This is a genomic window from Tumebacillus flagellatus (genome assembly GCF_000714935.1).
In the GTDB taxonomy this organism is placed as follows: Bacteria; Bacillota; Bacilli; order Tumebacillales; family Tumebacillaceae; genus Tumebacillus; species Tumebacillus flagellatus.
This window is the reverse complement of the sequence record NZ_JMIR01000006.1, coordinates 93,097-115,825: the sequence shown is the minus strand read 5'-3', so window position 1 is coordinate 115,825 and position 22,729 is coordinate 93,097. Positions and strand designations below refer to the sequence as shown.

Annotated in this window: 23 protein-coding genes, 1 pseudogene and 1 riboswitch; of the genes and pseudogenes, 4 read left to right on the top strand and 20 right to left on the bottom strand. The window is 51.2% G+C overall.

The genetic code is table 11. The features are described from left to right. The first annotated feature begins 16 nt into the window (after positions 1–16). Together EL26_RS06250 and ptsP are read left to right on the top strand one after the other, a co-directional pair. Positions 17–286, top strand: a complete 270-nt coding sequence (locus EL26_RS06250) for an HPr family phosphocarrier protein (protein WP_038085750.1) — start codon at positions 17–19, stop codon at positions 284–286. Further along, complete coding sequence (gene ptsP, locus EL26_RS06245; protein WP_038085749.1) at positions 286–2,010, top strand: phosphoenolpyruvate--protein phosphotransferase; 1,725 nt, start codon at positions 286–288, stop codon at positions 2,008–2,010. Before EL26_RS06250 ends, ptsP begins: the two co-directional genes overlap by 1 nt. Before the next feature lie 48 nt (positions 2,011–2,058). Here ptsP and EL26_RS06240 read toward each other — a convergent pair whose 3' ends face one another. The 9 genes from EL26_RS06240 to EL26_RS06200 form a co-directional block, all read right to left on the bottom strand. Further along, a complete protein-coding gene (locus tag EL26_RS06240) occupies positions 2,059–2,988 on the bottom strand; it encodes a DMT family transporter (RefSeq protein WP_161780673.1) in 930 nt (309 codons plus the stop codon). Positions 2,989–3,073: 85 nt separating this feature from the next. Next, positions 3,074–3,871, bottom strand: a complete 798-nt coding sequence (locus EL26_RS06235; protein WP_038085746.1) for a HoxN/HupN/NixA family nickel/cobalt transporter — start codon at positions 3,869–3,871, stop codon at positions 3,074–3,076. Between the two features lie 147 nt (positions 3,872–4,018). Continuing rightward, positions 4,019–4,216, bottom strand: a riboswitch (cobalamin riboswitch). Positions 4,217–4,267: 51 nt separating this feature from the next. After that, the gene (locus EL26_RS06230) at positions 4,268–5,410 is read right to left on the bottom strand and encodes an MFS transporter (protein WP_038085744.1); all 1,143 of its coding nucleotides are present in this window, start codon (positions 5,408–5,410) and stop codon (positions 4,268–4,270) included. 218 nt (positions 5,411–5,628) lie between these two features. Continuing rightward, positions 5,629–6,849 (bottom strand): RNA polymerase sigma factor, encoded by a 1,221-nt coding sequence (locus EL26_RS06225; RefSeq protein WP_420802055.1) that lies wholly within the window; start codon positions 6,847–6,849, stop codon positions 5,629–5,631. Between the two features lie 41 nt (positions 6,850–6,890). Next, positions 6,891–7,325 (bottom strand): YciI family protein, encoded by a 435-nt coding sequence (locus EL26_RS06220; RefSeq protein ID WP_038085738.1) that lies wholly within the window; start codon positions 7,323–7,325, stop codon positions 6,891–6,893. A gap of 65 nt (positions 7,326–7,390) precedes the next feature. Beyond that, positions 7,391–8,194, bottom strand: coding sequence for an alpha/beta fold hydrolase (locus EL26_RS06215; RefSeq protein ID WP_038085737.1), 804 nt, complete (start codon positions 8,192–8,194; stop codon positions 7,391–7,393). 875 nt (positions 8,195–9,069) lie between these two features. Next, a complete protein-coding gene (locus EL26_RS06205; RefSeq protein ID WP_038085733.1) occupies positions 9,070–10,419 on the bottom strand; it encodes an Nramp family divalent metal transporter in 1,350 nt (449 codons plus the stop codon). 183 nt (positions 10,420–10,602) lie between these two features. Beyond that, positions 10,603–10,776, bottom strand: coding sequence for a hypothetical protein (locus EL26_RS25365; protein WP_161780672.1), 174 nt, complete (start codon positions 10,774–10,776; stop codon positions 10,603–10,605). A 223-nt stretch (positions 10,777–10,999) separates the two neighbouring features. After that, complete coding sequence (locus EL26_RS06200; protein ID WP_152559184.1) at positions 11,000–11,365, bottom strand: hypothetical protein; 366 nt, start codon at positions 11,363–11,365, stop codon at positions 11,000–11,002. A 111-nt stretch (positions 11,366–11,476) separates the two neighbouring features. Between EL26_RS06200 and EL26_RS24900 the strand changes: the two are divergent. Continuing rightward, positions 11,477–11,614, top strand: a pseudogene (locus tag EL26_RS24900) (disulfide bond formation protein B); the annotation flags it as partial. Between the two features lie 64 nt (positions 11,615–11,678). Here EL26_RS24900 and EL26_RS06195 read toward each other — a convergent pair. The 6 genes from EL26_RS06195 to EL26_RS23520 form a co-directional block, all read right to left on the bottom strand. Then, positions 11,679–12,092 carry a FixH family protein gene (locus EL26_RS06195; protein ID WP_038085729.1) on the bottom strand — a complete coding sequence of 138 codons (414 nt, stop codon included), beginning with the start codon at positions 12,090–12,092 and terminating at the stop codon, positions 11,679–11,681. Continuing rightward, positions 12,089–12,892: a response regulator gene (locus tag EL26_RS06190; protein WP_173424609.1), complete on the bottom strand. Its 804-nt coding sequence runs from the start codon at positions 12,890–12,892 to the stop codon at positions 12,089–12,091. Before EL26_RS06190 ends, EL26_RS06195 begins: the two co-directional genes overlap by 4 nt. A 160-nt stretch (positions 12,893–13,052) precedes the next feature. Beyond that, entirely contained in the window at positions 13,053–13,736 is a 684-nt protein-coding gene (locus EL26_RS06185) for an ABC transporter ATP-binding protein (protein ID WP_274518873.1), read from the bottom strand. A gap of 31 nt (positions 13,737–13,767) precedes the next feature. Continuing rightward, positions 13,768–14,592: an ABC transporter permease gene (locus EL26_RS06180; protein ID WP_038085725.1), complete on the bottom strand. Its 825-nt coding sequence runs from the start codon at positions 14,590–14,592 to the stop codon at positions 13,768–13,770. Positions 14,593–14,595: 3 nt separating this feature from the next. Then, positions 14,596–15,144: a nitrous oxide reductase accessory protein NosL gene (locus EL26_RS06175; protein ID WP_038085724.1), complete on the bottom strand. Its 549-nt coding sequence runs from the start codon at positions 15,142–15,144 to the stop codon at positions 14,596–14,598. Beyond that, complete coding sequence (locus EL26_RS23520) at positions 15,141–16,460, bottom strand: right-handed parallel beta-helix repeat-containing protein (protein ID WP_081857017.1); 1,320 nt, start codon at positions 16,458–16,460, stop codon at positions 15,141–15,143. The genes EL26_RS06175 and EL26_RS23520 overlap by 4 nt, the downstream gene beginning before the upstream one ends. A 187-nt stretch (positions 16,461–16,647) precedes the next feature. Between EL26_RS23520 and EL26_RS06165 the strand changes: the two genes are divergently transcribed. After that, positions 16,648–17,283, top strand: a complete 636-nt coding sequence (locus tag EL26_RS06165; protein ID WP_038085723.1) for a YcnI family protein — start codon at positions 16,648–16,650, stop codon at positions 17,281–17,283. Positions 17,284–17,467: 184 nt separating this feature from the next. On the opposite strand, the gene EL26_RS06160 is transcribed toward EL26_RS06165, so the two are convergent. The 5 genes from EL26_RS06160 to EL26_RS06135 all read right to left on the bottom strand — a co-directional run bounded on the left by EL26_RS06160 (position 17,468) and on the right by EL26_RS06135 (position 22,464). After that, positions 17,468–17,767 (bottom strand): hypothetical protein, encoded by a 300-nt coding sequence (locus EL26_RS06160; protein ID WP_152559183.1) that lies wholly within the window; start codon positions 17,765–17,767, stop codon positions 17,468–17,470. A 1,062-nt stretch (positions 17,768–18,829) separates the two neighbouring features. Further along, entirely contained in the window at positions 18,830–19,057 is a 228-nt protein-coding gene (locus EL26_RS06150) for a hypothetical protein (protein WP_038085719.1), read from the bottom strand. A 433-nt stretch (positions 19,058–19,490) separates the two neighbouring features. Next, entirely contained in the window at positions 19,491–20,036 is a 546-nt protein-coding gene (locus EL26_RS06145; RefSeq protein WP_038085717.1) for a hypothetical protein, read from the bottom strand. 304 nt (positions 20,037–20,340) lie between these two features. After that, on the bottom strand, positions 20,341–21,066 hold the full coding sequence (locus EL26_RS23515; RefSeq protein WP_052036055.1) for a hypothetical protein: 726 nt from the start codon (positions 21,064–21,066) through the stop codon (positions 20,341–20,343). An 834-nt stretch (positions 21,067–21,900) separates the two neighbouring features. Beyond that, on the bottom strand, positions 21,901–22,464 hold the full coding sequence (locus EL26_RS06135) for a hypothetical protein (RefSeq protein ID WP_038085716.1): 564 nt from the start codon (positions 22,462–22,464) through the stop codon (positions 21,901–21,903). Positions 22,465–22,729: the final 265 nt, after the last annotated feature.

Here is a 22,729-nt window from a genome sequence, read left to right as displayed (position 1 = left end):
AAGGAGTTGCCTCCCCATGCACTCTCAACAAACCACCATCCAAAACGAACACGGCATTCACGTCCGTCCCGCTCAATTGCTGGTCCAAACCGCAAACAAATTCTCTTCCGACATCAAACTGGTGGCAGAAGACGGCCGCCGTGTCGAAGCCAAGAGCATTCTCGGCATCATGACGCTGGGTCTGACCAAGGGCGCCGCAATCACCATCGAAGCGAACGGCGCCGATGAAGAAGCGGCGGTTGCCGAACTCGTCAAATTGTTTGAAAGCAAGTTTGGTGAGGAATAATGGCGGAACAAAGTTTGAAGGGAATCGGCGTCTCGGACGGAATTCGGTTTGGCAGCGTCCTGCTGTACCAACCGAACTCCGCTTCCCAGACCCCCGTACGTGAAACGATCGACCCCTCGGAAACGGACGCAGAACTTTCGCGCCTGCAAAAAGCCAAGGACGCCTCCTATCAAGAGCTGGAGGATCTGGTCGCGCATACCCGCCAGACGCTTGGCGAGGACAAAGCGGTCATCCTGCAAGGCCAGCAGAGCTTCTTGGCAGACCCGAGCTTTTATCCGGAAATTGAACGTCTCGTGAGCTCCCAGCACAAGTCGGCGGAACTCGCGGTCAAACAGATTGTCGACCAGTTCGTCATGATCTTCGAATCGATGCCGCAAGAATACATGCGCGAACGCGCGTCCGACCTCAAAGACATCGGAAACCGCATGCTCGCCCACTTAAGCGGTGCGCAAGGCGTCCGCCTGTCGGAAATCCGCGAAGAGATCATCCTGGTCGCGGACGATCTGACACCTTCCGATACCGTCCAGTTGAACCGGCAGTATGTGCGAGGCATCCTCACCCGCATCGGCGGGAAAACGTCGCACACCGCCATCTTGGCGCGCTCGCTGGGCATTCCGGCGGTACTCGGGATCGGTGACGCGCTGGATCTCCTGCACGACGGGGACGAAGTGATCCTCGACGGCACCGCCGGGCTGGTCATCTTGAACCCGGAAGAGAGCACGCGCCAAACCTACGAGCAGAAGCAGCGCGAAGAAGCCGACTACTTGAAGTCCCTCGAAGAATTCCAGAACCAACCTGCGAAGACTTCCGACGGCAAAACGTTTGAAATCGCCGCCAACATCGGCACGCCGGCCGAAGCGACGGCGGCAGTGGAAGGCGGTGCCGAAGGAGTCGGCTTGTACCGCACGGAGTTCCTGTTCATGAACGCGACCTCCATGCCGACGGAAGACGAACAGTTTGAAGCGTACAAGTCGGTCGCCGAAACGATGGCGGGCCGCCCCGTCGTCATTCGGACGCTGGACATCGGCGGGGACAAGGAACTTCCGTACCTGTCGTTGCCGCACGAGATGAACCCGTTCCTCGGATACCGCGCGATCCGCCTGTGCTTGGATCGACCGGAACTGCTCAGCACTCAACTGCGCGCGATCTTGCGGGCGAGTCACTACGGCAAGTTGAAAGTGATGTTCCCGATGATCTCCAACCTCAGCGAGTTTCGTCAGGCGAAGGCGATCTTCCGCGAAGTCGCCGAGCAATTGCGCAAGGAAGGCGTGCCGTTCGACGAAGCGATGGAAGTCGGGATCATGGTGGAAATTCCTTCGGCGGCGCTGCTGGCCGACCAGTTCGCCCGAGAAGTGGACTTTTTCTCGATCGGGACGAACGATTTGGTGCAATACACGCTGGCAGTCGACCGAATGAACGAGAAAGTCGCTCCGCTCTACGACTACTTCCACCCGGCTGTGGTGCACTTGATCCACCGCGTCATCGACGCTTCGCACCGTGCGGGCAAATGGACCGGCATGTGCGGCGGCATGGCGGGCGACCCGCTCGCCGCTCCGCTCTTGGCAGGACTGGGGCTTGATGAATGGAGCATGGACGCGAATTCGATCAAGAAAGTGAAACACAAAATCTCCACGCTCCACCACGAAGAGTGCAAACAACTGGCAGAGCAAGCCCTCCAACTGGGCACCGCCGAAGAAGTTCGTGCGTTGCTTGGCGGGAAGTAAGCAAAAAAGGACATCGCGGAGATGTCCTTTTTTGTTGCGTATTTTTTTCTATCGGTTGTGCGATTCGTTTTTACCTGCTGTCGGCTTGGACACCAAAGTCAGGCTGCTTAAAATCAAGAGCGCACCCACTCCCTGCACCAAAGTCATTCCTTCAGAGAGGATCGTCCACGCAAATATCGCCGTCCACACCGGTTCCAAGTTAAACACCAACGCGGCCTCCGTTGCCGTGATCTTCGCTTGCCCCCAAGATTGCAGGAAGATGGCAAGCACAGTAGCCGGTAGAACCAAGTACGCGATCCACACCCATTCCGTGATGGACCAGTGAAACAGGCCCGTATAGATGGCAGGATGAAAGGCGCCTTGCAACACAACCGCCACGGTCATCGTAATCCCCGCCCCTGCGGACTGAAGCGCTGCCAACTGCACAGCCGGCACCGTATTGGAAAGCGACGTGGTTCCCATGATCTGTCCAGTCGCCGCCACCGCGGCCACAAGCGACCAGAGGATGCCGACATGCAGGTCTACCGTCAGCGTCCCGATCATCAGAGTAGCACCGATCAGGCTGATCGTGACGGCCAGCCACGTGAGTTTTGAAGGCAACTTCCGTTGCAGAATCGACATGCCAAGCGGAGTAAAAACAACATAAAGAGCCGTAATAAATGCAACCTCGCTCACGGGAACGGTCAACATCGCCGACCCTTGCGAGAGAACCGCAACTCCAAATAAAGCGCCTGTTCCAAGACCCGTCATCCAAATTCGGATCGACAGACGATTTCGGAACAGGACAGGCAGCAGGAACAGACCTGCAAAACCGAAGCGCAACCACATCAGCACGCTGGGTGCAATCGTCGTCTCCGCTTGACGAATCACAACATTGCTGTATCCCCAGATCGCGGTCACCAACGTGATGGCCAACATGCCCAAAAGCCATGATCCAAGTCGAGAACCGGCACGGTGTTCTACGCTGATCGGATTCAACTTCATCACCTCCTTGTCATTGTACACGCCGCAAACCATATGAAAAAGCATAAAAAGACAGGAGCGTTTCCGCTCCCGTTGTTTTTTATGCAGCCGTCTGCGATTTTTGATGGCGCGACAGGAACCAAACCCCGCCAAAACTAAGCAGCAACAAGATGAAAATGACAACCCCGACCACTTCGAAGTCCAATTCCGCCCACGGGTTGAAGAACGTGAACGCCTCATAGAAGGACACGCCAAACGCCAGAGCCACGATGAGCCAGCCCATGGCTCTCGAAGCGGTGCGCCCGAACTTCCCGGACTGAGCCAGCATCCGATACGCCACAAGCGAATCGATCGTGTCGGTAAGCATCATGCCCGCCATGAAGGTCAGTCCCAAGACGAACGGAAGATAGTTGCTGTGCGCGTTGCCGGATGCCAGCGCCCAAACCGACGTCTGACTTACCGTGTCTGCCGCCAGCGCGAACACGCCGCCGATGACGATGATCATCACAGGGTTCGTCGTCTCGCGAGCCACGCGGGGGATGAACCGCCCCTTGATCCCGCGAAGTGCGAAATCTCCTTGCTCCGAACGGCTGCGCAGCAAGTTGACCGTGTTCAAGCACCCGATGAGCGCCAGCGAACAAACCGACACCCAAGTCACGACCGTATCAAAGTAGTCCGGAAACGTGAAATCCTTGGAGATCATCGAGAGAATCACCCCGACTGTCGCCACGATCAATCCGTGGCCGAACGAGAACAAAGTCCCGACCCAACGCGCCGTTTTTCTGCCTTGGCGCAAGTTGTAGCGGGTCAAGCCGTCAATACTAGCCAGATGGTCGGCATCCAAACCGTGGCGCAGACCCAATACGAAGACAAGGGCAAGCAACGAGAAATTTTCCATGTGTGCAGTTCCTCCTCAGATGTACGCTCCTCCAACAGCAAAAAACCCCATCCAAACGGATGAGGTTACGTGAACAAGTGGACAGACGACACCCTGACAGAGAATACGAGTCGTTCCATTGCACACCTCTCCTTTCCGCGAAGGCATTTGGGTGTAGCGAACGTAGGTAGGTCTCCTGGCTTCCGGATCATCGCGCTCTCTCGTCTTCCCCGATCACAGTCGGATCGAGTGACATCATGGAGAGAGAACTCCTCGGTTACAGTGGCGGGACCGCTCGGGACTTTCACCCGATTCCCTGTTACCCCTTGCTTGTTAGACAAAGGCACCTCGTTGCTGACATATGAAGTTTTACTTCTATACATACTATTCGAGCACATCTCCCGTAATCCTTCTTGCTCACGAAGCTAGACGGCGCTTTCGTTTCTGAAAAACGAAACAAAGAACTGTACCTGCAACGGAGAAGCAAGCCATCAGCGTGTACAGCGTACTCCCGCCAAACTTGTCCAAAATCACCCCGCCTGCAAAAGAGCCGATGATGCCCGAAATTCCGAAAAATAAAACCGCAAAGATCGTCTGTCCCGTTGCTTTCCATTCAGCAGGGATGATGGAATACAGGTATTGGATTGCCGAGGAATAAAAGAGCACAAACGTGATGCCCTGAAACAGCTGAAGCAACACGAGGACATACGGGTTCTCCGCCACCGACATGGAGAAAAAGCGTATGGCGTAAAAAACACCCGCTACCGCAATCACCTTCAGTTCGTTCCCCGGCTTCAAGAACCGATGGACGATTGCAAAAAAAATTACCTCCATGAGGGTCATCAGAAACCAAGCATACCCCACCAACTGATAATTCCCGCCAAGCTTCGTGATGGTAATCCCGATAAACGTATCGTTCATGCGGTGCGGGATGGCCATCGTTAAAACCAAAGCGAGGAATCCAAAGGTGTTTTTTTGGAAAAGGAAGGCTTTCAAGTCCGTCACTTTTACGGGTCGATTCGTCGTCTGGACATCTGCCAACTGTGTGCAGATCGAAAAGGCCGCGATTCCATACCCCAAAAACAAATACGCGATACTCGAGATCCCAAATATGCTGGTAAGTGTGCCGATGATCAAGGAGGCGGTTGCGTACCCAAGCGCTCCAAACATCCGGATCGATCCATAATTCACTCGATACTTCTGAGAGGTTTGCACATTGAGGCTTTCAATCAGCGGGTCGGTCGGCACAAAGAAAACATACATGAAACCGACGAGCAACAACGAAATCAAGGAAGTGGAAGCGTGGAATAAGAAGAACCCTGCCACGACAGAAGGTCCCAATATGAACAGCAACACCTTTTTGATCGTTCTCTTTTTGTCACTGAGAATCCCCCAGAAAGGCTGCGCAAAGATACTGATGACCCCTCCGATCCCCACAACAATCCCGATCTCCGTTTCAGGAATCTGTTTTGCTGAAAGATAGACCGGCAAAAAAGATAGAAAGATGGCAAACAACGAGAAATACCCAAAGTTGAAAAAACGCAATTTGAAGACAGGCATCCGATAAGCTCCCTCCCTCAATGAATCTCCCCCCGAAAAAAGCAGCATCTCATATACTATCTATTTTTCTCCCTCGTTGGAAGGACGTATGTCCCACTTTTGAAAAAACCAATGAAAAAAACATCGAATCCCTTTGATGTTACAGGTGATCCGATGTTCCTTCTAAGGTCCGGCTGTTCCGACTGCCAAGGTTCTTGGGTCGCGCCGAGTTGAAAAAATTAATTAGATCGCTCTGACGCACATTCAGACGCCCGCTTCAGCAACAGGATGCGCTCTTGCTCATTGCGAGTCATCGACGCAGCGCGTTCGAACTCGATTCTTGCTTCCTCGTACCGCCCCAGCTTCACCAAGAGATCGCCGCGAACGCTCGGCAAGAGATGATAGCCCTTCAAGGAAGGTTCCGCATTCAATTCGTCGACGATCTGGAGCCCGAACGCCGGGCCAAACGCCATGGAGATGGCGACCGCTTTGTTTAATTCGACGATCGGCGAAGGCGTTACTCTGGAAAGCGCTTCGTAAAGAGCGGCGATTTTGATCCAATTCGTCTCCGCTGCCGTCGGCGCCTGCGCATGGCAAGCCGAAATCGCAGCCTGCAACGAGTACGCCCCCAGCGGCCGTCCAAGCTTCCGGCTGCGCTCCAGAGCCGCCAAACCGCGGCGAATCAGCAACTGATCCCACCGTGCCCGGTTTTGATCCAAGAGCAGGACAGGCTCTCCCTTGGCGTTTACCCTCGCTTGAAACCTCGAAGATTGAATCTCCATCAAGGCAACCAATCCGTGAACTTCCGGTTCCTGCGGGGAGATCTCGGCCAGTACGCGTCCCAATCGCAACGCCTCCTGACACAGCAGCGGACGAAACCATTGATCTCCGGACGTTGCCGAGTAGCCTTCATTGAACATCAGGTAAATCACTTCGAGCACCGCCGTCAGACGGTCTTGGAGTTCCGCCCCTGCCGGCACCTCAAACGGAACTTTCTCGGCGCTGAGCGTTTTCTTGGCCCGGACAATTCGCTGAGCAATCGTGGATTCGGCGACGAGGAAGGATCGTGCGATTTCATCGGTGGTAAGCCCGCATAACAGGCGAAGTGTCAGAGCCACTCGAGCCTCTTGGGAGAGTACCGGATGACAGGTCATGAAGATCAGACGAAGGAGATCGTCTCCGATCTCCCCGTCCAAAACAGCATCTATGTCGTCTTCTGTATAGAGCTCCTGATTACGGGCGACTTCTACGTACTTCTGATCCCGCACCTTGCTCCTGCGCATCAGGTCGATCGCGCGCCGCTTCGCCGTCGTCATCAGCCAGGCGCCCGGATTGTCTGGAATGCCGGTCTCCGGCCACCGTTCCAGGGCAATCACCAACGCATCTTGGGCAAGGTCCTCTGCGAGTCCTACGTCCCGTACCATTCGCGTTACCCCTGCGATCAGCTTGGCGGATTCCATTCGCCAGATCGCATCGACGGTTCGCTGTGTCGTGGACGATGTCACGCTTGCTTTTGCTCCTCAACTTGTTTGCGGAGGGCGGCTTCTTTCTCCAGCGATTCGGGCGTGTTCATGAGATCCTCCACTTCATAAATCTGTCTGAGTTCAATCTCGCCCTGTCCGAACCCGTGAGGATCGGGCATGCGCATCGCCCATTGAATCGCTTCTTCCCGCGATTTGACATCGATCAGCGTAAATCCGGCGATCATTTCTTTGGCCTCCGCGAACGGACCATCCGTAACTTTGGGTTTGCCACCGGGCTCCGGATACGAAATTCGAATGCCGCCGGAACTTGGCATCAGGCCGTCAGCCGCGAGCAACACGCCCGCTTTCACCAATTCCTCGTTATATTTTTGCATGGCATCGATCAGCTCTTGGCTGGGCTTCACCCCCGCCTCGGAATCTGTTGTCGCTTTCACAATCAGCATGAACCGCATAGATGAGGACCTCCTCTTTTCAACTACCCTTTACATTTTCGGTAATTGGATAAATGCACCTGCTGTTAAGCAAAAAATGCCGCAAGCTCCTTGGAAATTCGTTTCGAATTGAGCTTCTTGGTATGGCCAAGTCCTTTTTTACTCAGCAGTTGCGCATGGGGGAGCACTTCGGCAAGTTCCTTGGCAGCATGACGCAACGCGGTCGGGCTCTCCGTGCCTTCGAGCACCAAAGTTTGCATCGTAATTGAATTCCACGAGTTGCGAGGCAGCGGTTTTGCATCCAGATAACCATCCAACAACGCCGCTTCGTACGGGAGCGTGTGAGCAACGTCCAGAAGTTTCGACCACACGCCGGGCATGATGCGCATCAAGCGAACCACGAATTGCGGCGCCCCCATGCCCTGGGTCATAAAGTATTGAACGGCGTCGGACCGGCGATTTGAGGCGATCAACTCCGTTACGTGCGCTGTGAAATCTTTCGGCGGCATGTGACCCGCCGCATCGACCACGAATGGAGGTTCATGCAAAGCCAATTTCGTGATGTTTGCCCCTCTCGCTGCGGCTTGCAAAGCAAGAGCCGCCCCGGATGACAACCCCCAGACATACGCGGAGCCGCCTGCAGCTTCGATCAGAGCTTGAAGATCTTCAATCTCGCGTTCCACAACGTAAGGCTGGGTGTCTCCGCTGTCGCCGCGGCCGCGGCGGTCGTAGTTGTAAATCGTAAAGTGGTCTGCCAACAGATTCGCCAGTTGCACGACCCCGGGAAATTTCCGATAGCTGAACGCACCCGTTACCAAGATGAGTGCCGGACCATGACCCGCTTTATCATAGGCGATTTTCGTGCCGTCCTTTGATGTTACAAAATGCATGAGAATCCTCCTCTGCAATTGGACCGTCGTGGCCTTCTATGAAGACGACGAACCAGTGAGGGTAAAATCGACACATTTACAAAAAATTTTTTTCAGGAACAAAAAAAGCCTCCGTTCCAAGAGACGAATGTTTCCGGCTAATATAGTTCTTTTCTAAGAACCGACTCCTCTTCAATTCGAACAACAAAACAGAAAATAAAGTCCTTTCCTATAATAAAGTTCTTACCTTAGCTCTGCATAAAGGGTCAGGACATAACGTTATCATTGACTATCTTGTCGGGGACATCCTCGATATGGTAGTCATTTTCAAAGATCCCCCCTCAAAAAACCCTCCACAGCACATTTCTATGGCTGGAAGGGCTCCCTTATTATCTCACGATAATCATTTTTACATTTTGGGTGGCGTGTTTAAACTGCATAAAGCACGCAAGGTGCCCGCAGCCTCTGACTCCTGGCAGTTTAACCTTGAACTTGCTGCTTCTCCAATAGCCCCAGCTATATTGCCACGAACGGTGTCGTGCTGGCCAGCAAGAGCAACGAGAACAAAATCGCGACGAAGGCGATGGCCGACATCAACTTCGCGTCTGCCAAGCCGGAGCACCGACAATCCCGACCAACGCGGCGGCAATGACGCCCGTTTTACGTGTCCAGAACAGGAACAGAATCTCATAAAGCTCCCATCTTGCCTTGTGATCTGGAAGCAAGCAACTCAGCACGGGAATCGGTCGTGCGATGATCACAAAGACCAAGACGACGAGAAGCCCTTGCAGCTCGTTATTTAGGCACTTGTTATAAAACAAGATCTTTCTTCCGATTAATAGAGGAAGAGGCACCCGTTAAAACCGGAGCCTCTTCCTGCTTCGAACAACCATCCCTTATTCAAAAACCGTTTGATACAACAAGTAAGCATTGAGAACGAGTATGATTCCCGCCACTGCCCAAGATAGAAACGTGAGCCAGCGAGGGTTCACAAACTCTCCCATCTTCCGTTTGTCACTGGTGAATTGCACCAATGGAAGTACAGCAAAGGAGAGTTGCAAGGACAGTATCACTTGACTCAAGATCAGCAGATCTCCTGTGCCTTTGGGCCCTGCGATAACGGTGACGATGACAGCGGGAATGATCGCGATCAATCGCGTGATCAATCGACGAAGCCAAGGAGCCAAGCGGATGTTTAAAAATCCTTCCATCACGATCTGTCCCGCAAGCGTTCCTGTCAGGGTTGAATTTTGTCCAGATGCCAGCAGAGCGACTGCAAAAAGAACGCTTGCAGCCGAAGCCCCAAGGAGCGGGGAGAGCAGTTGGTATGCGTCCCCGATCTCTGCAACTTCCGTGTGGCCTGTCGTGTGGAAGGTTGCCGCGGACAAGATCAGAATCGCCCCGTTAATGAATAGTGCGAACAGCAAGGCAATCGACGAATCCCACGTTGCATATTTAATCGCTTCCCGTTTTCCAGCCGATGTCTCGTCATACTTGCGGGTTTGGACGATGGAGGAATGCAAATAGAGATTATGCGGCATCACAGTAGCTCCTAAAATGCCGATCCCGATGTACAGCATTTCGGGGTTCGTAAAAATCTGTGCTGTCGGTACAAACCCCTGCATTACTCCGCTGACATCCGGTTTGGAGAGAATCATCTCGACACCAAAACAGACAGCAATGGTTGCAATCAAGGTGATGACGATCGTTTCGATGTACCGAAACCCTTTGTTTTGCAAAAGTAGGATGAGCAGAATGTCAAACGCCGTGAGCAACACGCCGATGACCAGCGGAAGTCCAAACAGCAAGTTCAGCGCAATTGCCGAGCCGACCACTTCTGCCAGGTCACAGGCGGCGATTGCCAACTCGCACAAGATCCACAAGAGGATGACAACCGGCTTGCTGTAGTGGTCCCGACATGCTTGTGCGAGGTCGCGGCCAGTCGCAATTCCGAGCCGTCCAGCCAAAGCTTGCAACAAGATTGCCATGAGGTTTGAGATCATGATGACCGAAAGAAGTGCATATCCAAATTGTGCACCACCCGCCAAGTCGGTAGCCCAATTGCCGGGGTCCATATATCCGACTGCAACCAAGTAACCCGGGCCTGCAAAGGCCAAAAATTTCCGAATCCATGATCCTGTTTTTGGGATTCCCAATGATCGATAAACTTCAGGCAGACTCGATTGGGTTTTCTGTTGTCGCCAGCCGGTCTTCGATGACGTAGCGGAGGTTGCCTCTTGTTTCATCTTGCGATCACACCTTTCTTTTAGTTGCACGAAAAAGTTTTGCACACAGGAAACTTTTGATCAAAAAAATTTTACCGCACTACAGATACACGTAGGACGACCAAAACTAGCCTCGGCTAACTTTTTTAGCCTAAGGAAACTTTTGGCTACATATTAACTCCTACTGACCTGAAAAGTCAACACTCAATTTTCATCCTTTGCGGGGAGGAGCCAGTGCCTAACGACTATGAAGCGGTCTAGGCATTGGTGCATACAAAACTCCAAAACCATTACCAAAACAAACACATCGATTCCGAGTGTTGCCGCCAGAACAAGCAGTTCAAGTAATTCCTTATATTGTTTTAAATTTTCATACATGATGATCTCCTCCGATGAATGATCTCGATGTGGACTTGTCACCCTCTTTCATCTTTAATTAATAATGATCAGACTGAATGTCATTTTTTCCACGCACATCTATTTCGGTCCCTCCCCCCCTCGTTCTTGATGTGTAACGCAAAAAAACGTGCAGCCCTCGTACTGGTAAGTACTTGTCTGCACGCTGTGACCGCGATCTCAGCACGGGATTACGGTCTTTTTTTCAGGTTGCTTTGGCGCGGGATATGGACTTCGCTTTACGCAGGACTTGTTCCAGAACCAGTACGACAAGCATCGACGCACCAGCCAACGGGAAGAGCACGCCCAATAATATCACGAGGACCAGAATGCCTTTTGGCACTTTGTACGAGGCGGGCCAAGCCGGAGCACCAACTTTACTGGCAGGTTTGCGCTCCCACCACAAGATGACGCCCGTCGAAGAAAGGCCCACCACCCCGAGCGAAATCAGTTTGGCCGTCATGCCATAGTCCTTGTACCTGAGATCGGCAAGCACTTGACCGCTATATTGGTCGATGTGCAACGTCGCCTGATCTTGCGGCCGTTCGGTGGACACGTACACTGTATACACGCCACTCGGCCCGCTGGGCATGTCATCGAAAGCCGCCATTTTGGACAACAGGTACGAGACGATGAAGACATCGTCGAAAAACTAGGCGTCAACAGCACGCCCATGCAGAATATCCTCCCGTACACCAGCGGAGTGCCGAGCAACGGCCAATATATCAACTGGTTAGGGTTCATCACAATTCCGTTTTTGGCTCTGGTGGGGTTTCTTCTGATCACGACCTTGCTCTCCTTACGCGTGAATGAGCAATAACCTGAAAAATCCAAAAACAAAACCCCAGTCGTCGGACTGGGGTTTTGTACTCTTTTTCCCTTTTTCATTCTTGCACGTTGAACTCAAACGTCGTCATCTGATGCAGTTCGCTGCTGGTGGTGTGTACCGTCGCATGATACTTGCCCGCTTTGTCGAATTTTTTCTGTACAAGAAAGCCGCCTTTTTGGTCCGAGGTCGCTTTTGCCGTTTCGTGATTGTTGTCTCCGTCGGCCCATGTCTCGATCTCCACCGTCACGTCGGCGGCCGGTTTGCCGCCGACCATCACGTTGGCCTTGAGTGTCCCCTCTTGACTGACGACGAGCGGTTGCGGCACCGTCTCGAAGGTAATGTCCATTTTTTTCACCGTGCTGCTCGTCCCATGCATCATATGCTCGTGGTCCATTTGACTGCCGCAAGCGGTCAGCATGACGGATGAGAGTGCGAGGGCTCCCCACAACTTGTACTTTTTCATGTTCATCTCGGTTCTTCTCCAAGTTCTTTTTGGATCCATCCTTGTTCATGCGCATAACTTGTGAGTTGCACTCTATTTTCCAAGTGGAGTTTTTGCAGGATGTTTTTTAAGTGGTTTTTCACGGTGTTCTCAGAGATGGAAAGTTCTTCGGCGATCCGGCGGTTTTTGTACCCGGATGCCACGTACTTCAAGATGTTCCTCTCACGGCTGGACAGCGGGTTTTTCTTGCTGGGTCGGCGCTCGACTTCAATAAACTCTTCCAACAGTTTCGTTGCCAGCCCGCGGGACATCGGCACTTCATCCATCACCACTGAAACCAGATACTCCACCCAAGATTGCGGGTTCAGGTTTTTTAGCAGATACCCTTGCGCACCTTTTTTCAACGCTTCAAACAGGTACGAGACATCGTCTGATACGGTGATCACCACGATTTTCACATCGGGATACCGAATCTTGATCTCTCTGGTTGTGTCCAATCCGTTCATGACCGGCATGTTGATGTCCATGAGAATAAGATCGGGCAGCAGGGCGCCCGTCATCTCCACCGCTTGCAACCCGTTGCAAGCTTCCCCGATGAGCACTTTCGCCGCGCGCTCTCGGTTCAGCTCGTTCTGCATGCGCTCCATCAAGGAGAACAACCCGAGCAGCAACGTCAATGTCACCACCAAGACGATCAGTGGAGACAGCCAATTTCCCATCTCCATCGAGATGTACGGCAGCAGATAGGAATGCCGCACATATTCCCAGATCCCGGTCGTCACCGTTGGAATGATGAGAATCAACCACTTCAATTGTCTATATGTCAATTCAATTTCCGCCCTGCATCACAGGTGTCATCATACCGTGTGAAACGCCTGGCACCTATAGCCCATGCTGGCTAATCTGCCGAGGCTGGGAGAAACCCTGCTGGGGATCATTGGCGTTTTGCAACAAGCGCAACCCGCAACAAGAGAAGCGGAGTGTCGATCACTCCGCTTCTCTTGTTCGATTTCGTTGGAGAGAGGTCTGAAACGCCGCAGACAATCCGTCTGGAAAACTCGGAACGCTGCCTTGGCTGATCACACGTCCTCGATTGAGAAAAACCACTTCATCTGCAACCGCTTCCGCAACGTCCAGTTGATGCGTGGAGAACAAAACGGTTTGTCCTTCCGCTTTCAATTGGACCAACAGTTCGGCAAGCGACTCCATCCAATAGGGGTCAAGGCCGTTCGTCGGTTCATCGAGAACCAGAAGGGCGGGACGTGCGAGCAAGGCTTGTGCGAACAAGAGGCGCTGCCTCATCCCTTTGGAAAAATCGGACACTTGTTTCCCGCACGCTTCCGTCAGCCCGACGATTTCCACGACTTCCGCCACCCGTTGTTTCCCGACACCGCGCAATCCACCGTAAAAGCAAAGCGTTTCCCATGCGCTCACACCGGCCGCGAATTGGAAATCATCCGGCATGAAACCGATCCGTCTCGCATATTCCATTCGATTACGCCGCCACTCCAAGCCTTGCACACGAATGGCTCCAGTCGTCGGTCTGCTGACCCCCACAACCATTTTGATGAGGGTGCTCTTCCCCGCACCGTTTCCTCCACAGAGGGCCATGACGCGACCCGGTGGAAGCGACAACGAAAGCGGCTCGACAATTTCTCTTCCGCCGGCCACTTTGCTCACCTGATCCACTTCCAAACAGAAGCTATCCACGTCCCCGCCCCCTTTCCCAGATCCAACTTGCCGCTCCTACGCATCCGTTCAACCAGAGGAGCGCGAACACGAGAGCCGAGACGGTGCCCCATTTTCCATGAATCCAATCGATCCATTGATAATACTCGGGCCCGAACACGGCGCCTCCCCCCAGTTTGATCACGGTCACGACTCGCACAAGTTCTGCCGGATTCAGCAGGGTAAGGAGCCCCAACGTCGGCTTGATTGCCGGATAGGGCAGCAGGTTCAAAACGGCGATCAACAGCGTCGGCCATGCCAATACGGTAATGAACCAAATTCCCACCCCATACGTGAGGGCTTGCCATCTGTTTTGGGCAATTGCGCCGACAACCAGGGCCAACCCGAGATACAAAACCAACACCGCAACAGAAAACAACAGGAACGTGAGCAAGCCGGTCAGGGTGACCGACTGACCCAGCAGAACACCGACCACGCCGAACAGCCCAAACCCGGTCGCCACGATGGCTAGCAAAACCGCCGTCAACCCGAGATATTTGCCGATCAGGTACGCACTTGTGGAGACCGAATACGTGGAGAGCAAGTGCCAACTGCCATCTTCTTTCTCACCGGTCAGAGAAAACGATCCCAGCAGCAAGGTCATCATCGGCAAGAGATAGAGCGTCAAGTTGATCATCATGCCGGTCGCATGCGTATACCCTTGCAACCCCATCGAGTTGTTCGATTGGATCAACAGCATCGCCAAACTAAAGACACTGAACAAGAGCAAAAACGAATACGACCACGGATTGCGAAACCCCAGCTGCATTTCACGTCTAGCGATGATCCAGACATGCATCGATTACATCCCCGATTTCATATCCGAACCCGACATGCCGTTTCCGCCGGACATGCCTTTGTTCATGTCCATCATTTTTTGCATCATTTCTTTGTTCGGTTCCCAGATGTGCTGCATCAGCTCTTGATAGGTGAGCAGTTCACCGTGCCCTTGCTTCTTCAAAAACGCCTCTGCATCCGATTTCGCTTTGAAGGAGATCACGTTATACGCCATCGGGGTGACGACATCCTTGTCAAATACGTAGGTGGCATCGTCCAACTTCACCCATTCCTGCGTGTTGTAGTCGCGAACAAACTGTGTGTCCACCTGCTCCAACCCGTTTTTCTCCGTCCATTTGAAGAGACATCCAAGATCGTCAAACTTCATCGCCTTGCCGTTTTTCTGCACCACTTCCACCGCGAACTGGTTGTTTTTCACCAACATGTTGCAGACGTCACACTTGTCCACTTTTTCATCGATCGCGACCGGCTTGGTTTCGTTCCCGCACCCGACGAGCCCTGTGCCAATCACCATCGCCGCCAAAACCGCATAGAGAATTCGTTGTTTTTTCATCGTTGCACTCTCCTTCTGATTCTTCGCCCAAACGGCATGATGCCTGCCCCGAGGAGAAGCAGGGAAATGCCAATCAACAATCCTCGTGACGAGGTTTTCTCTCGAACTCCCCTCGATGCCGGAGACATAAGCGGGGACTCGTCACGCAACCAGTTATCGGTACCGCTGGTAAACAAGTCTTGCAAAATTGCCAAACCCGGTGTCTGGAAGAACAGTTGATACGCCGGTACCGCCTCCGTCAACGACAGAAAAAACGGGGAAGCCTGATAGGAAATCTCAGAATGACCGTCTCCGTTCAGATCGAGCCCTTGATGATCCTCCCAGTAGTTCCCCTTCATGAGATTCTCATGGCTATCCGCTGCTTGCGCTTGAATCACATTGCCCGCCCAGGTGTTCGCCAGAAACTCGTTTCCGGTAGAATCCTTCATTTGCAACCCCAGAAAGTTATGCATGATTTGATTTCCCTCAACATAATTGCCTGTGGACGAATCGACGTACAGCCCGATGCGGTTTCCGTCCACCGTGTTTCGAACCACTTTGGCACCTTGGACATGGTAGAGCAGGATCCCTTGGGACTGCACATGCTCGGCCTGTTTGGTGATGGAGTTGCCCGCAATCTGACTCCCGCTGTCCTCCATCACCATCGCACCCGTCACGTTGTGCTCCAAGATGTTGCCCGCCACTTCGGACGAGTTGGAAAACATCATGTGCACCGCATATCGAGAATTTGAAATGTGGTTAGTACGCACGAAGGTACGAGCGCTGTTGTCCAAATATACGCCGTCTTGCAAGTTGTCCAGAGTAGACTCCTCGATGAGATTGTCTTGGGAATTCCGAACTTCGATCCCGTTTCCTCGTTGTTCGAGATCGGCTGTCCTCCCGTTGATCCGCACTCTCTGTACCAAGTTCCGGTTCGATTTCTCCAGTTTTATCGCCGTTTTGCCGGTCGAGATCGAAACATCTTGGATGCGGTTGTTGTCACCGTGCACCACGAGCCCCGCTTGGTTTCCTTCAAGTTGCAGTCCACGCACTGCAGCTCCGTTCGTCTCCACGAGCAACAGCGGTTCCTCGTTCACAGCGTCCCGCCGCGAAATGATACGCGTCTCGTCCCCTTCCACTTGAATGGGTTTCCGAATGTGGAGCGTTCCCTCGTACGTGCCGGGGGGCAACTTCACCAGTTCTCCCGCCTCGGCCCGATCCAGCTCCACCTGCAACTCCGAGATGCTCGTCGAGGCGTATGCCGATGAACAAATCGCCGAAACTACGACAGCAACACTGCAAAAAATCACGCGAACCGATCTACGAAGTGCGCTCATGATTCCCCACCTTTCAAAACAAAACGATTATAGCGTGACACGGGGAATCGCCGCATGACTCAATCGGGCTACTGATGTTACTTGTTTTTGACAAAACATAAAAATAGCCCAACTAGGCTATATAGGCGAAACACACTTGGGGATAGACTAAGAAACGTACGCTGGACCTTAGGAGGAACATAGATACATGAAAAAAATGAACTGGTTGGCCGCCTTCATCGTAGCAGGCAGCCTGATCACCGTTACTCAAGTTGCAAGCGCTCACGTCACCGTTTGGCCGAAAGAAACGACCACCGGTGCCTATGAAAAATACACCGTTCGAGTCCCCGTTGAAAAAGACCTCAACACCATCAAAGTTCGTGTTGAGTTCCCGGCGGGCGTCAAAGTATCCACCGTCGAGCCGATCGCCGGATGGGACTATTCCTACGAAACGAACGCAGACGGAACCAACAAAGCCATTACCTGGACGGCAACCGCAGGCGGGATCAAAAAGGGCGAATTCATCGAGTTCAACTTCATCGGCGCCAACCCCAAAGAAGTGGGTACGGGCAAACTCGCGTGGAAAGCCTATCAAACCTATGCGGACAACTCTGTCGTCGAGTGGACCGGTGAAGAAGGTTCCAAAACTCCGGCTTCTGTAACCACGATCAAAGCGGCCGGCACGACCGAGACCGATCACCATGACGAAGCGAAGAACACCACCGAGGCTTCTGCGCCGTCCACCACAACCGAAGACACCAAATCGAGCAACACCATTCCGTACATCATCTCCGGTGCGGCCCTGTTGCTCTCGTTGGTTGGCCTGTTCCGGAAACGCGCGTAAGACTCCAACCGAGAAGGGGAGCCCCATGCTGAGAAAAAGTCTGCTGCTTCTCTTGCTTCTGACCGTCGCAGTTACCTTCACCGGATGTGGGGGCGCTCATCCGGAACTGTGCGGACCCCCCAAGATAAAGGCCCACTAAAAAAGACCGTGCTCCTCTTCTACGGAAGATTGAGCACGGTCTTTTTTACGAGTACGATCGTCCAACCTCACACAAGAAATCCGAGCCCAAACATGTCGCTCCAACTCCCCACGAACAAAAAACAGCAACACCGCGAGGCACATCAGAATCCCGATTTGCGCCAACTGCAAGATCGGCCTCGAAGTGCATCCAAGTGTCGCTTGATGAGGAAGATGTCTCTCTGGTCACCTGCCCTGCGAAGCTGCCGATCCCCTTCGGCTCGATCGCTTCGAGCTTTTTTAGAAAGTCCGCCTGTGCTTCCAACAGTTTGATCTTGACCTTCGCCCATTTCAATTCTTCTTCCACCGATAGCTCGCCAACTGATCCCGTACTGCTTTTACCCCGTCGATCCGTGGCAAGTCCTTCTTCGCCGTCCCGACCATAGATCGTTGGGATTTGACTCCGACTGCCTCATCTGCTCTTCTGTCAAAAGCACTCGTTTCACTTCCCCCATCTTCCTCTCGCTCCTCATCTTTACCTCGAAAAACACAAGTGACCCACAAGAGGGACACTTTTTTCAAAGTGTCCCTCTTGTGGGTCACAGTTCAAGGACGAAGTGTTATGTAATAAAAAAGTTGTATCATAGTAGGACTCACCAACCCTGATTCCACCGTTGTGGAAAAGACCGATAATGATAATAAAGTTGTATCATGAGATGCCCATATCAAATGAGTTACGATTTTTTCGTGATAAAAAAGTTGTACCATGAAAACAAAAAAGTCGCTTAACTATAACAGGTCGGGCATCGTTGGTTTCTTTAGAGTAGGAAAATGAGACTACGACTTTGTTATTCGGGATGCAACTTTTTGTCCAGAATGGGCACTGGCATTGACCCGGCCGGTGGTACAGTTTCTCAGTTGATTTCGCAACTCTCGAATGTTGGGCGTACTTCCGTTACCTTCGAGTACCACTATGACTCGATCTTTACAACACGTTGCACCGATCCAATCCCAGTAGCCCGTAGAAAAAGGAGACCTCAAACGTGGTGTCCTTTTTCTACGGGCTACCGCCTTTGTAACTACTGGATAGCACAGTCCCGTTCCTTGATCATACTCATAACCTGTCAACGGTTCATGGAAAGGTGAGACCTAAGACAACTGGGGAGAAGTTGACACATCCCCACCCCGCGCTGCTGCTTCGACCCGCCGTTTTTGGCACCACCTCCCCGGTCGGCCCGCGCGACAACCGCATTGCTAGTACCACTCGATGCGATTTTTAGGAGTTAGTTGTATACCCACATACGAAAAATAGCGCTATAAGCCTTCTAGAGGCCATGCGCTATTTCAATTATTTTTTGTTTTTCATTCCAAGGACTTTTCAGTGGCTCCTACTAATTGGATGAATTGCCAACTGTATTGATTGCAGAGATTAAAAGTAATAAGTAATCATAATTGGGCTTGTTTCTGTAAGACGGATTTTCGCAAACCATCCGGCGTCTTGAATTAAGGCAATATCACTATCAGATAATTTGCCCTCACCGCAATAAGGACCGCCACAATCTAATTTCAGGACCCCTTGTATTATTTCGGCCCGATGAGTAGCGTTATAAATCTCCGTATCTCCTCTTTTAGCTACTACGTTTACTTTGTACGCCATCTCTTCAATCACCTCCCATTCCTTTTACTTCTACATCTAAGAATGAATACCTGTTAAACAGAGGTTAGGTTCGCAAAAGAAAAACTCCTGAATGAGTGCTTGGTGTTAAACTTGACGAATGTGGTATACACGCGTACGCTCCGTTGGAATCATTACGACTTCTCCTCCGCAATCTCATCGCTCAATGAGCATCCAATTCCATTTTCACCAATGATCTCGCACACCTTCGGCAACTCAGTTCAACCTTATTACCCTAGCGGCGTAACGGTAACGGGCCGATCCACCCACTGACACGTCGCGCGTGACAACGAGGTTGGATCCCCCAGGATCAAGTGAGCGCCACATCCCCCGCTACCGTATTTCGGTGCGATCCCCCCTGTATCGCCACTTCGCACGCGACATCGCCGTACATCCTCACCCGCTGGCTGCTTCCTCAATGTCTATAACCATCGCAAAAATCTTCCGGAATGCACGGCATTTCCAAAAGTCGGGAAAAATTGTACTTAAATTTTGTCTGCAGTCGCTGCTTCGCGGATATGCCCGATTGTAGTAATATGACTTCCTTGAACTCACCACGTTCTGCCACTGTACTGTATTGCATATTTAATATGGATGGCATTTCGGTAGGAATGTACGGTCTGCGGAACGCTGATTTATCAACAATCACACGCCGGATTGTGAGAAGCCCATTTCCATGTGGCACCTTATCGAGAAACTCACCCATATACTCGATGTCAAATAGATCATCACGAAACTTTATTGGATTAACAACTGGAGCCTCTCGACGGTCGCCCTCTTGTACTCGTTGATATCGATGGAATAGCCTGTTATTTTTTAAAGTTGTGGTGTTGAACACATGTGCCAGATCGTTGTAACGTGCAACTTCTGAATCATTTGAACGCCTGAAGAAACCATGATGGATCTCACCGTTTTTAAACGCCTCTATGTATTCACAAGTAACTCCCAATGATAAATTCATTCTTTCGCCTCCGTGTGAAATGTACGCTGATCTCATCGAGGAACCACAGGTCAAATTGAGCGTTATGAGCAACGAGGATACTGCCTCCGTGGTTCATGTGGGGTTATAGCTCCCTCCATGTCGGAGGTATCTCCGGTCGCTTGTAGACACCGCGCACAGCGTCAGTCTTAGCTCCTGCAAATCATCCCTCGTCATCGCAAGATTGCGATTGTTCGCCAAGTCAGCGCTGAGATTACTGGCCCCTCCCCATTACAGCTCCGTCTTCGGGATCGCAGCCACCGCTTCGCAACCTCCACCCCATGTATTATTCGATAAATGGATTGATGATTGCTTCGATCACCGAGAGAGACTCCCAATCGATCTCCTCTGATCTGTATTTTTCTACTTGATCCGATGCGATGATTTGTTCGCGGGCATCAGTCAGCACTTGTTCCAGCGTACACGGTCCTGAGCTTGTAATTGTGATTTCTCGGTGTTCTTTCATGCTGCCAAGGAAACCGTAACTAACAACGTAGGAGTATTTGTCCAAATAAACCCGACTTCCACTAGTCGGTTCTAGATATTTGTACGTAAATTCGACCCCTGGAACCTCGTCGAACTCACTCTCCATAGAACAGATTATCCTATATGCTTCCCTGAGCCTTGCAACCGTCCATTCATCATATCTCTCAAAGTCTCCAGAAGACTTTTTTTGCCCCTTGAATCGATCATGAAACCCCCTGTTCTTCGTGACTATGACCGGAAAATCAATTTCGCTGAATTGATCCGCTGTGATATCTACGATCCACCCGTCACATTCTATCCACGCATGAGACTGCCTACCATTCATGCCATAAACGTACGACACATTGGCAAAACCGTGATCGATTAAATACTTTGCCAGAAGATCAGATGAATCGCCACATGTACCCCGTGGGAAATTTGCAAGCGCCGGAATCTGTGGTATCCCTGATGGATCACACTTTTGCATCATCCTACGAAAACGCGATGCCAACTTCACAAGTTCGATTTGGACATCACTTTCTCCCATCTCGCATCAGCCCTCTCAGATATTGATTTTGATCGTTTCCCCTAGTTGTCACTCGTAACAGAGCAGTAGATCCACATCGGGCCGATGGAAATTAGTTCGCCGTCTTCATCAATAATGTTGTCCCCTCCGCCCTGTACAACGAAGCGGTTACAACCGGTGCAATCATCGATCATACTTCAGTGCTACTTGCATTCATCTTCAAAATTACATCGTAAACAGCTTTCGGTATTACAATTAACCGATTGGTTTGTGTTTTCGCTAGATGTAAAGGATACCTCTCTCGGTTGCATCATTCACTTCGAGCTCATTGATCATTTTCTCCGCCAATGTTCTTAAACCCTTTTTATTTAACTTCGTATTACAAAATCTGAAATCCTTCGTTTCAGATCTATGTTCTTATTGCGAGCTGGCTCTCCCTGCAGACCTCTGTTCACTCAAACTTTCAGTCCTTCTACGTATCACGTCATCAGTAATTTGAGCGAGAGCGGCGTGTGCAATCCTTGCCATAGTGCAGCTCCTGAATTGAGCGGAGAACATTGGACTTTGCCTTTGCCCTTCGAAACCAATATAGAAATGCGAAGTTGTCAATTTGGTATGGTATGACTTGTACTGTCTCTCCCCTGAGCTCGAGACAACATGTGTAGCCCCGGCACTCCCCACCGCTGGGTTTTCTTGGCATTTTGAACGCTAAGCCTCTGGTGTATCCGGCAAATAAAGTGTAGAGTGACAAAAAAGTTCTTTCAAAACGAGCTCGTGACCCGCAACACAATCACATACAGCCCTTCGTGAAGTTGTAATGAGGAGGGAAAGACGAAAAATTTAGAAATCCCCCCCTTAATACAAAGTCGCTATTTCAACCCATTTCTCATTATCTAATGATTTGTATGATGTAAGTATCCCAATAATTTCTTCAGCAAATTTCCCAAACCTACTGATGACCTGCTTGGCAATTTCATTTGCCTCTATTTCGATACATCGCCCTTTATATGGAATTTTTAGAATCTCCCCCCATTTGTGCATTGTAAGTTTCCCATCTTTAAATTGTTTGACGTGAACTAGTTCGTGAACCAATACGAACTTCGCACACAATTCAACAATTTTATTAAACCCCTCGCCATGAGCTCTAAAGAATTTATTGTTTATTGTCCTAGAAAAAGCCTCGTCATAGAAGACAACCTTCTCGATACCCTCCCAATCTTCACGAAAAATTGCCCTTGCGTTTATATTTTCCAGAACAAAACCCTCTTTGTCATATGCAAAACCTTCAAGCACAAGCTCATATTCTTTATCTTCAATATCAAGTTCTCTTTTCATTGACAAATGGAACTGTTTAAAGTCCTCACCATGTATCAACTCAAAAATCTGATCTTTAGTTACTTCTGAAGGGAACATCGCCATTTAGCACTCTCCTATCTTTACCAACTGAAACATCTTTAGTATTATCCTAACTCTATTAATCTATTATATACCAAGTTATTGAATTAGATCTCCATTGACCCCGAAATGACGCAGTCAGATCACTCAAGCCTGATGCTGCAAATCCGGTTAGCAGCAGCGCCCGATCCCGAAAACCTTTCACCTTCATGAGATCAGCTCCCTCAACCAAGTAGGCGTTTTTCACGCTTGTGCTCGACCGATGTAAGAATACACAGGCCCTCGTGCT

Excerpts from the sequence above, each read along its gene's own strand:
- EL26_RS06220 (WP_038085738.1), bottom strand. The coding sequence starts at position 7,325 with ATGCGGTTCATGCTGATTGTGAAAGCGACAACAGATTCCGAGGCGGGG.
- EL26_RS06205 (WP_038085733.1), bottom strand. The coding sequence starts at position 10,419 with ATGAAACAAGAGGCAACCTCCGCTACGTCATCGAAGACCGGCTGGCGA.
- EL26_RS23520 (WP_081857017.1), bottom strand. The coding sequence starts at position 16,460 with ATGAGCGCACTTCGTAGATCGGTTCGCGTGATTTTTTGCAGTGTTGCT.
- EL26_RS06230 (WP_038085744.1), bottom strand. The coding sequence starts at position 5,410 with ATGCCTGTCTTCAAATTGCGTTTTTTCAACTTTGGGTATTTCTCGTTG.
- EL26_RS06180 (WP_038085725.1), bottom strand. The coding sequence starts at position 14,592 with ATGCATGTCTGGATCATCGCTAGACGTGAAATGCAGCTGGGGTTTCGC.
- EL26_RS06225 (WP_420802055.1), bottom strand. The coding sequence starts at position 6,849 with ATGGAATCCGCCAAGCTGATCGCAGGGGTAACGCGAATGGTACGGGAC.
- EL26_RS06145 (WP_038085717.1), bottom strand. The coding sequence starts at position 20,036 with ATGAATTTATCATTGGGAGTTACTTGTGAATACATAGAGGCGTTTAAA.
- EL26_RS06175 (WP_038085724.1), bottom strand. The coding sequence starts at position 15,144 with ATGAAAAAACAACGAATTCTCTATGCGGTTTTGGCGGCGATGGTGATT.
- EL26_RS06215 (WP_038085737.1), bottom strand. The coding sequence starts at position 8,194 with ATGCATTTTGTAACATCAAAGGACGGCACGAAAATCGCCTATGATAAA.
- EL26_RS06135 (WP_038085716.1), bottom strand. The coding sequence starts at position 22,464 with ATGGCGATGTTCCCTTCAGAAGTAACTAAAGATCAGATTTTTGAGTTG.
- EL26_RS23515 (WP_052036055.1), bottom strand. The coding sequence starts at position 21,066 with ATGGGAGAAAGTGATGTCCAAATCGAACTTGTGAAGTTGGCATCGCGT.
- EL26_RS06150 (WP_038085719.1), bottom strand. The coding sequence starts at position 19,057 with ATGGCGTACAAAGTAAACGTAGTAGCTAAAAGAGGAGATACGGAGATT.
- ptsP (WP_038085749.1), top strand. The coding sequence starts at position 286 with ATGGCGGAACAAAGTTTGAAGGGAATCGGCGTCTCGGACGGAATTCGG.
- EL26_RS25365 (WP_161780672.1), bottom strand. The coding sequence starts at position 10,776 with ATGTATGAAAATTTAAAACAATATAAGGAATTACTTGAACTGCTTGTT.
- EL26_RS06195 (WP_038085729.1), bottom strand. The coding sequence starts at position 12,092 with ATGAACATGAAAAAGTACAAGTTGTGGGGAGCCCTCGCACTCTCATCC.
- EL26_RS06235 (WP_038085746.1), bottom strand. The coding sequence starts at position 3,871 with ATGGAAAATTTCTCGTTGCTTGCCCTTGTCTTCGTATTGGGTCTGCGC.
- EL26_RS06165 (WP_038085723.1), top strand. The coding sequence starts at position 16,648 with ATGAAAAAAATGAACTGGTTGGCCGCCTTCATCGTAGCAGGCAGCCTG.
- EL26_RS06250 (WP_038085750.1), top strand. The coding sequence starts at position 17 with ATGCACTCTCAACAAACCACCATCCAAAACGAACACGGCATTCACGTC.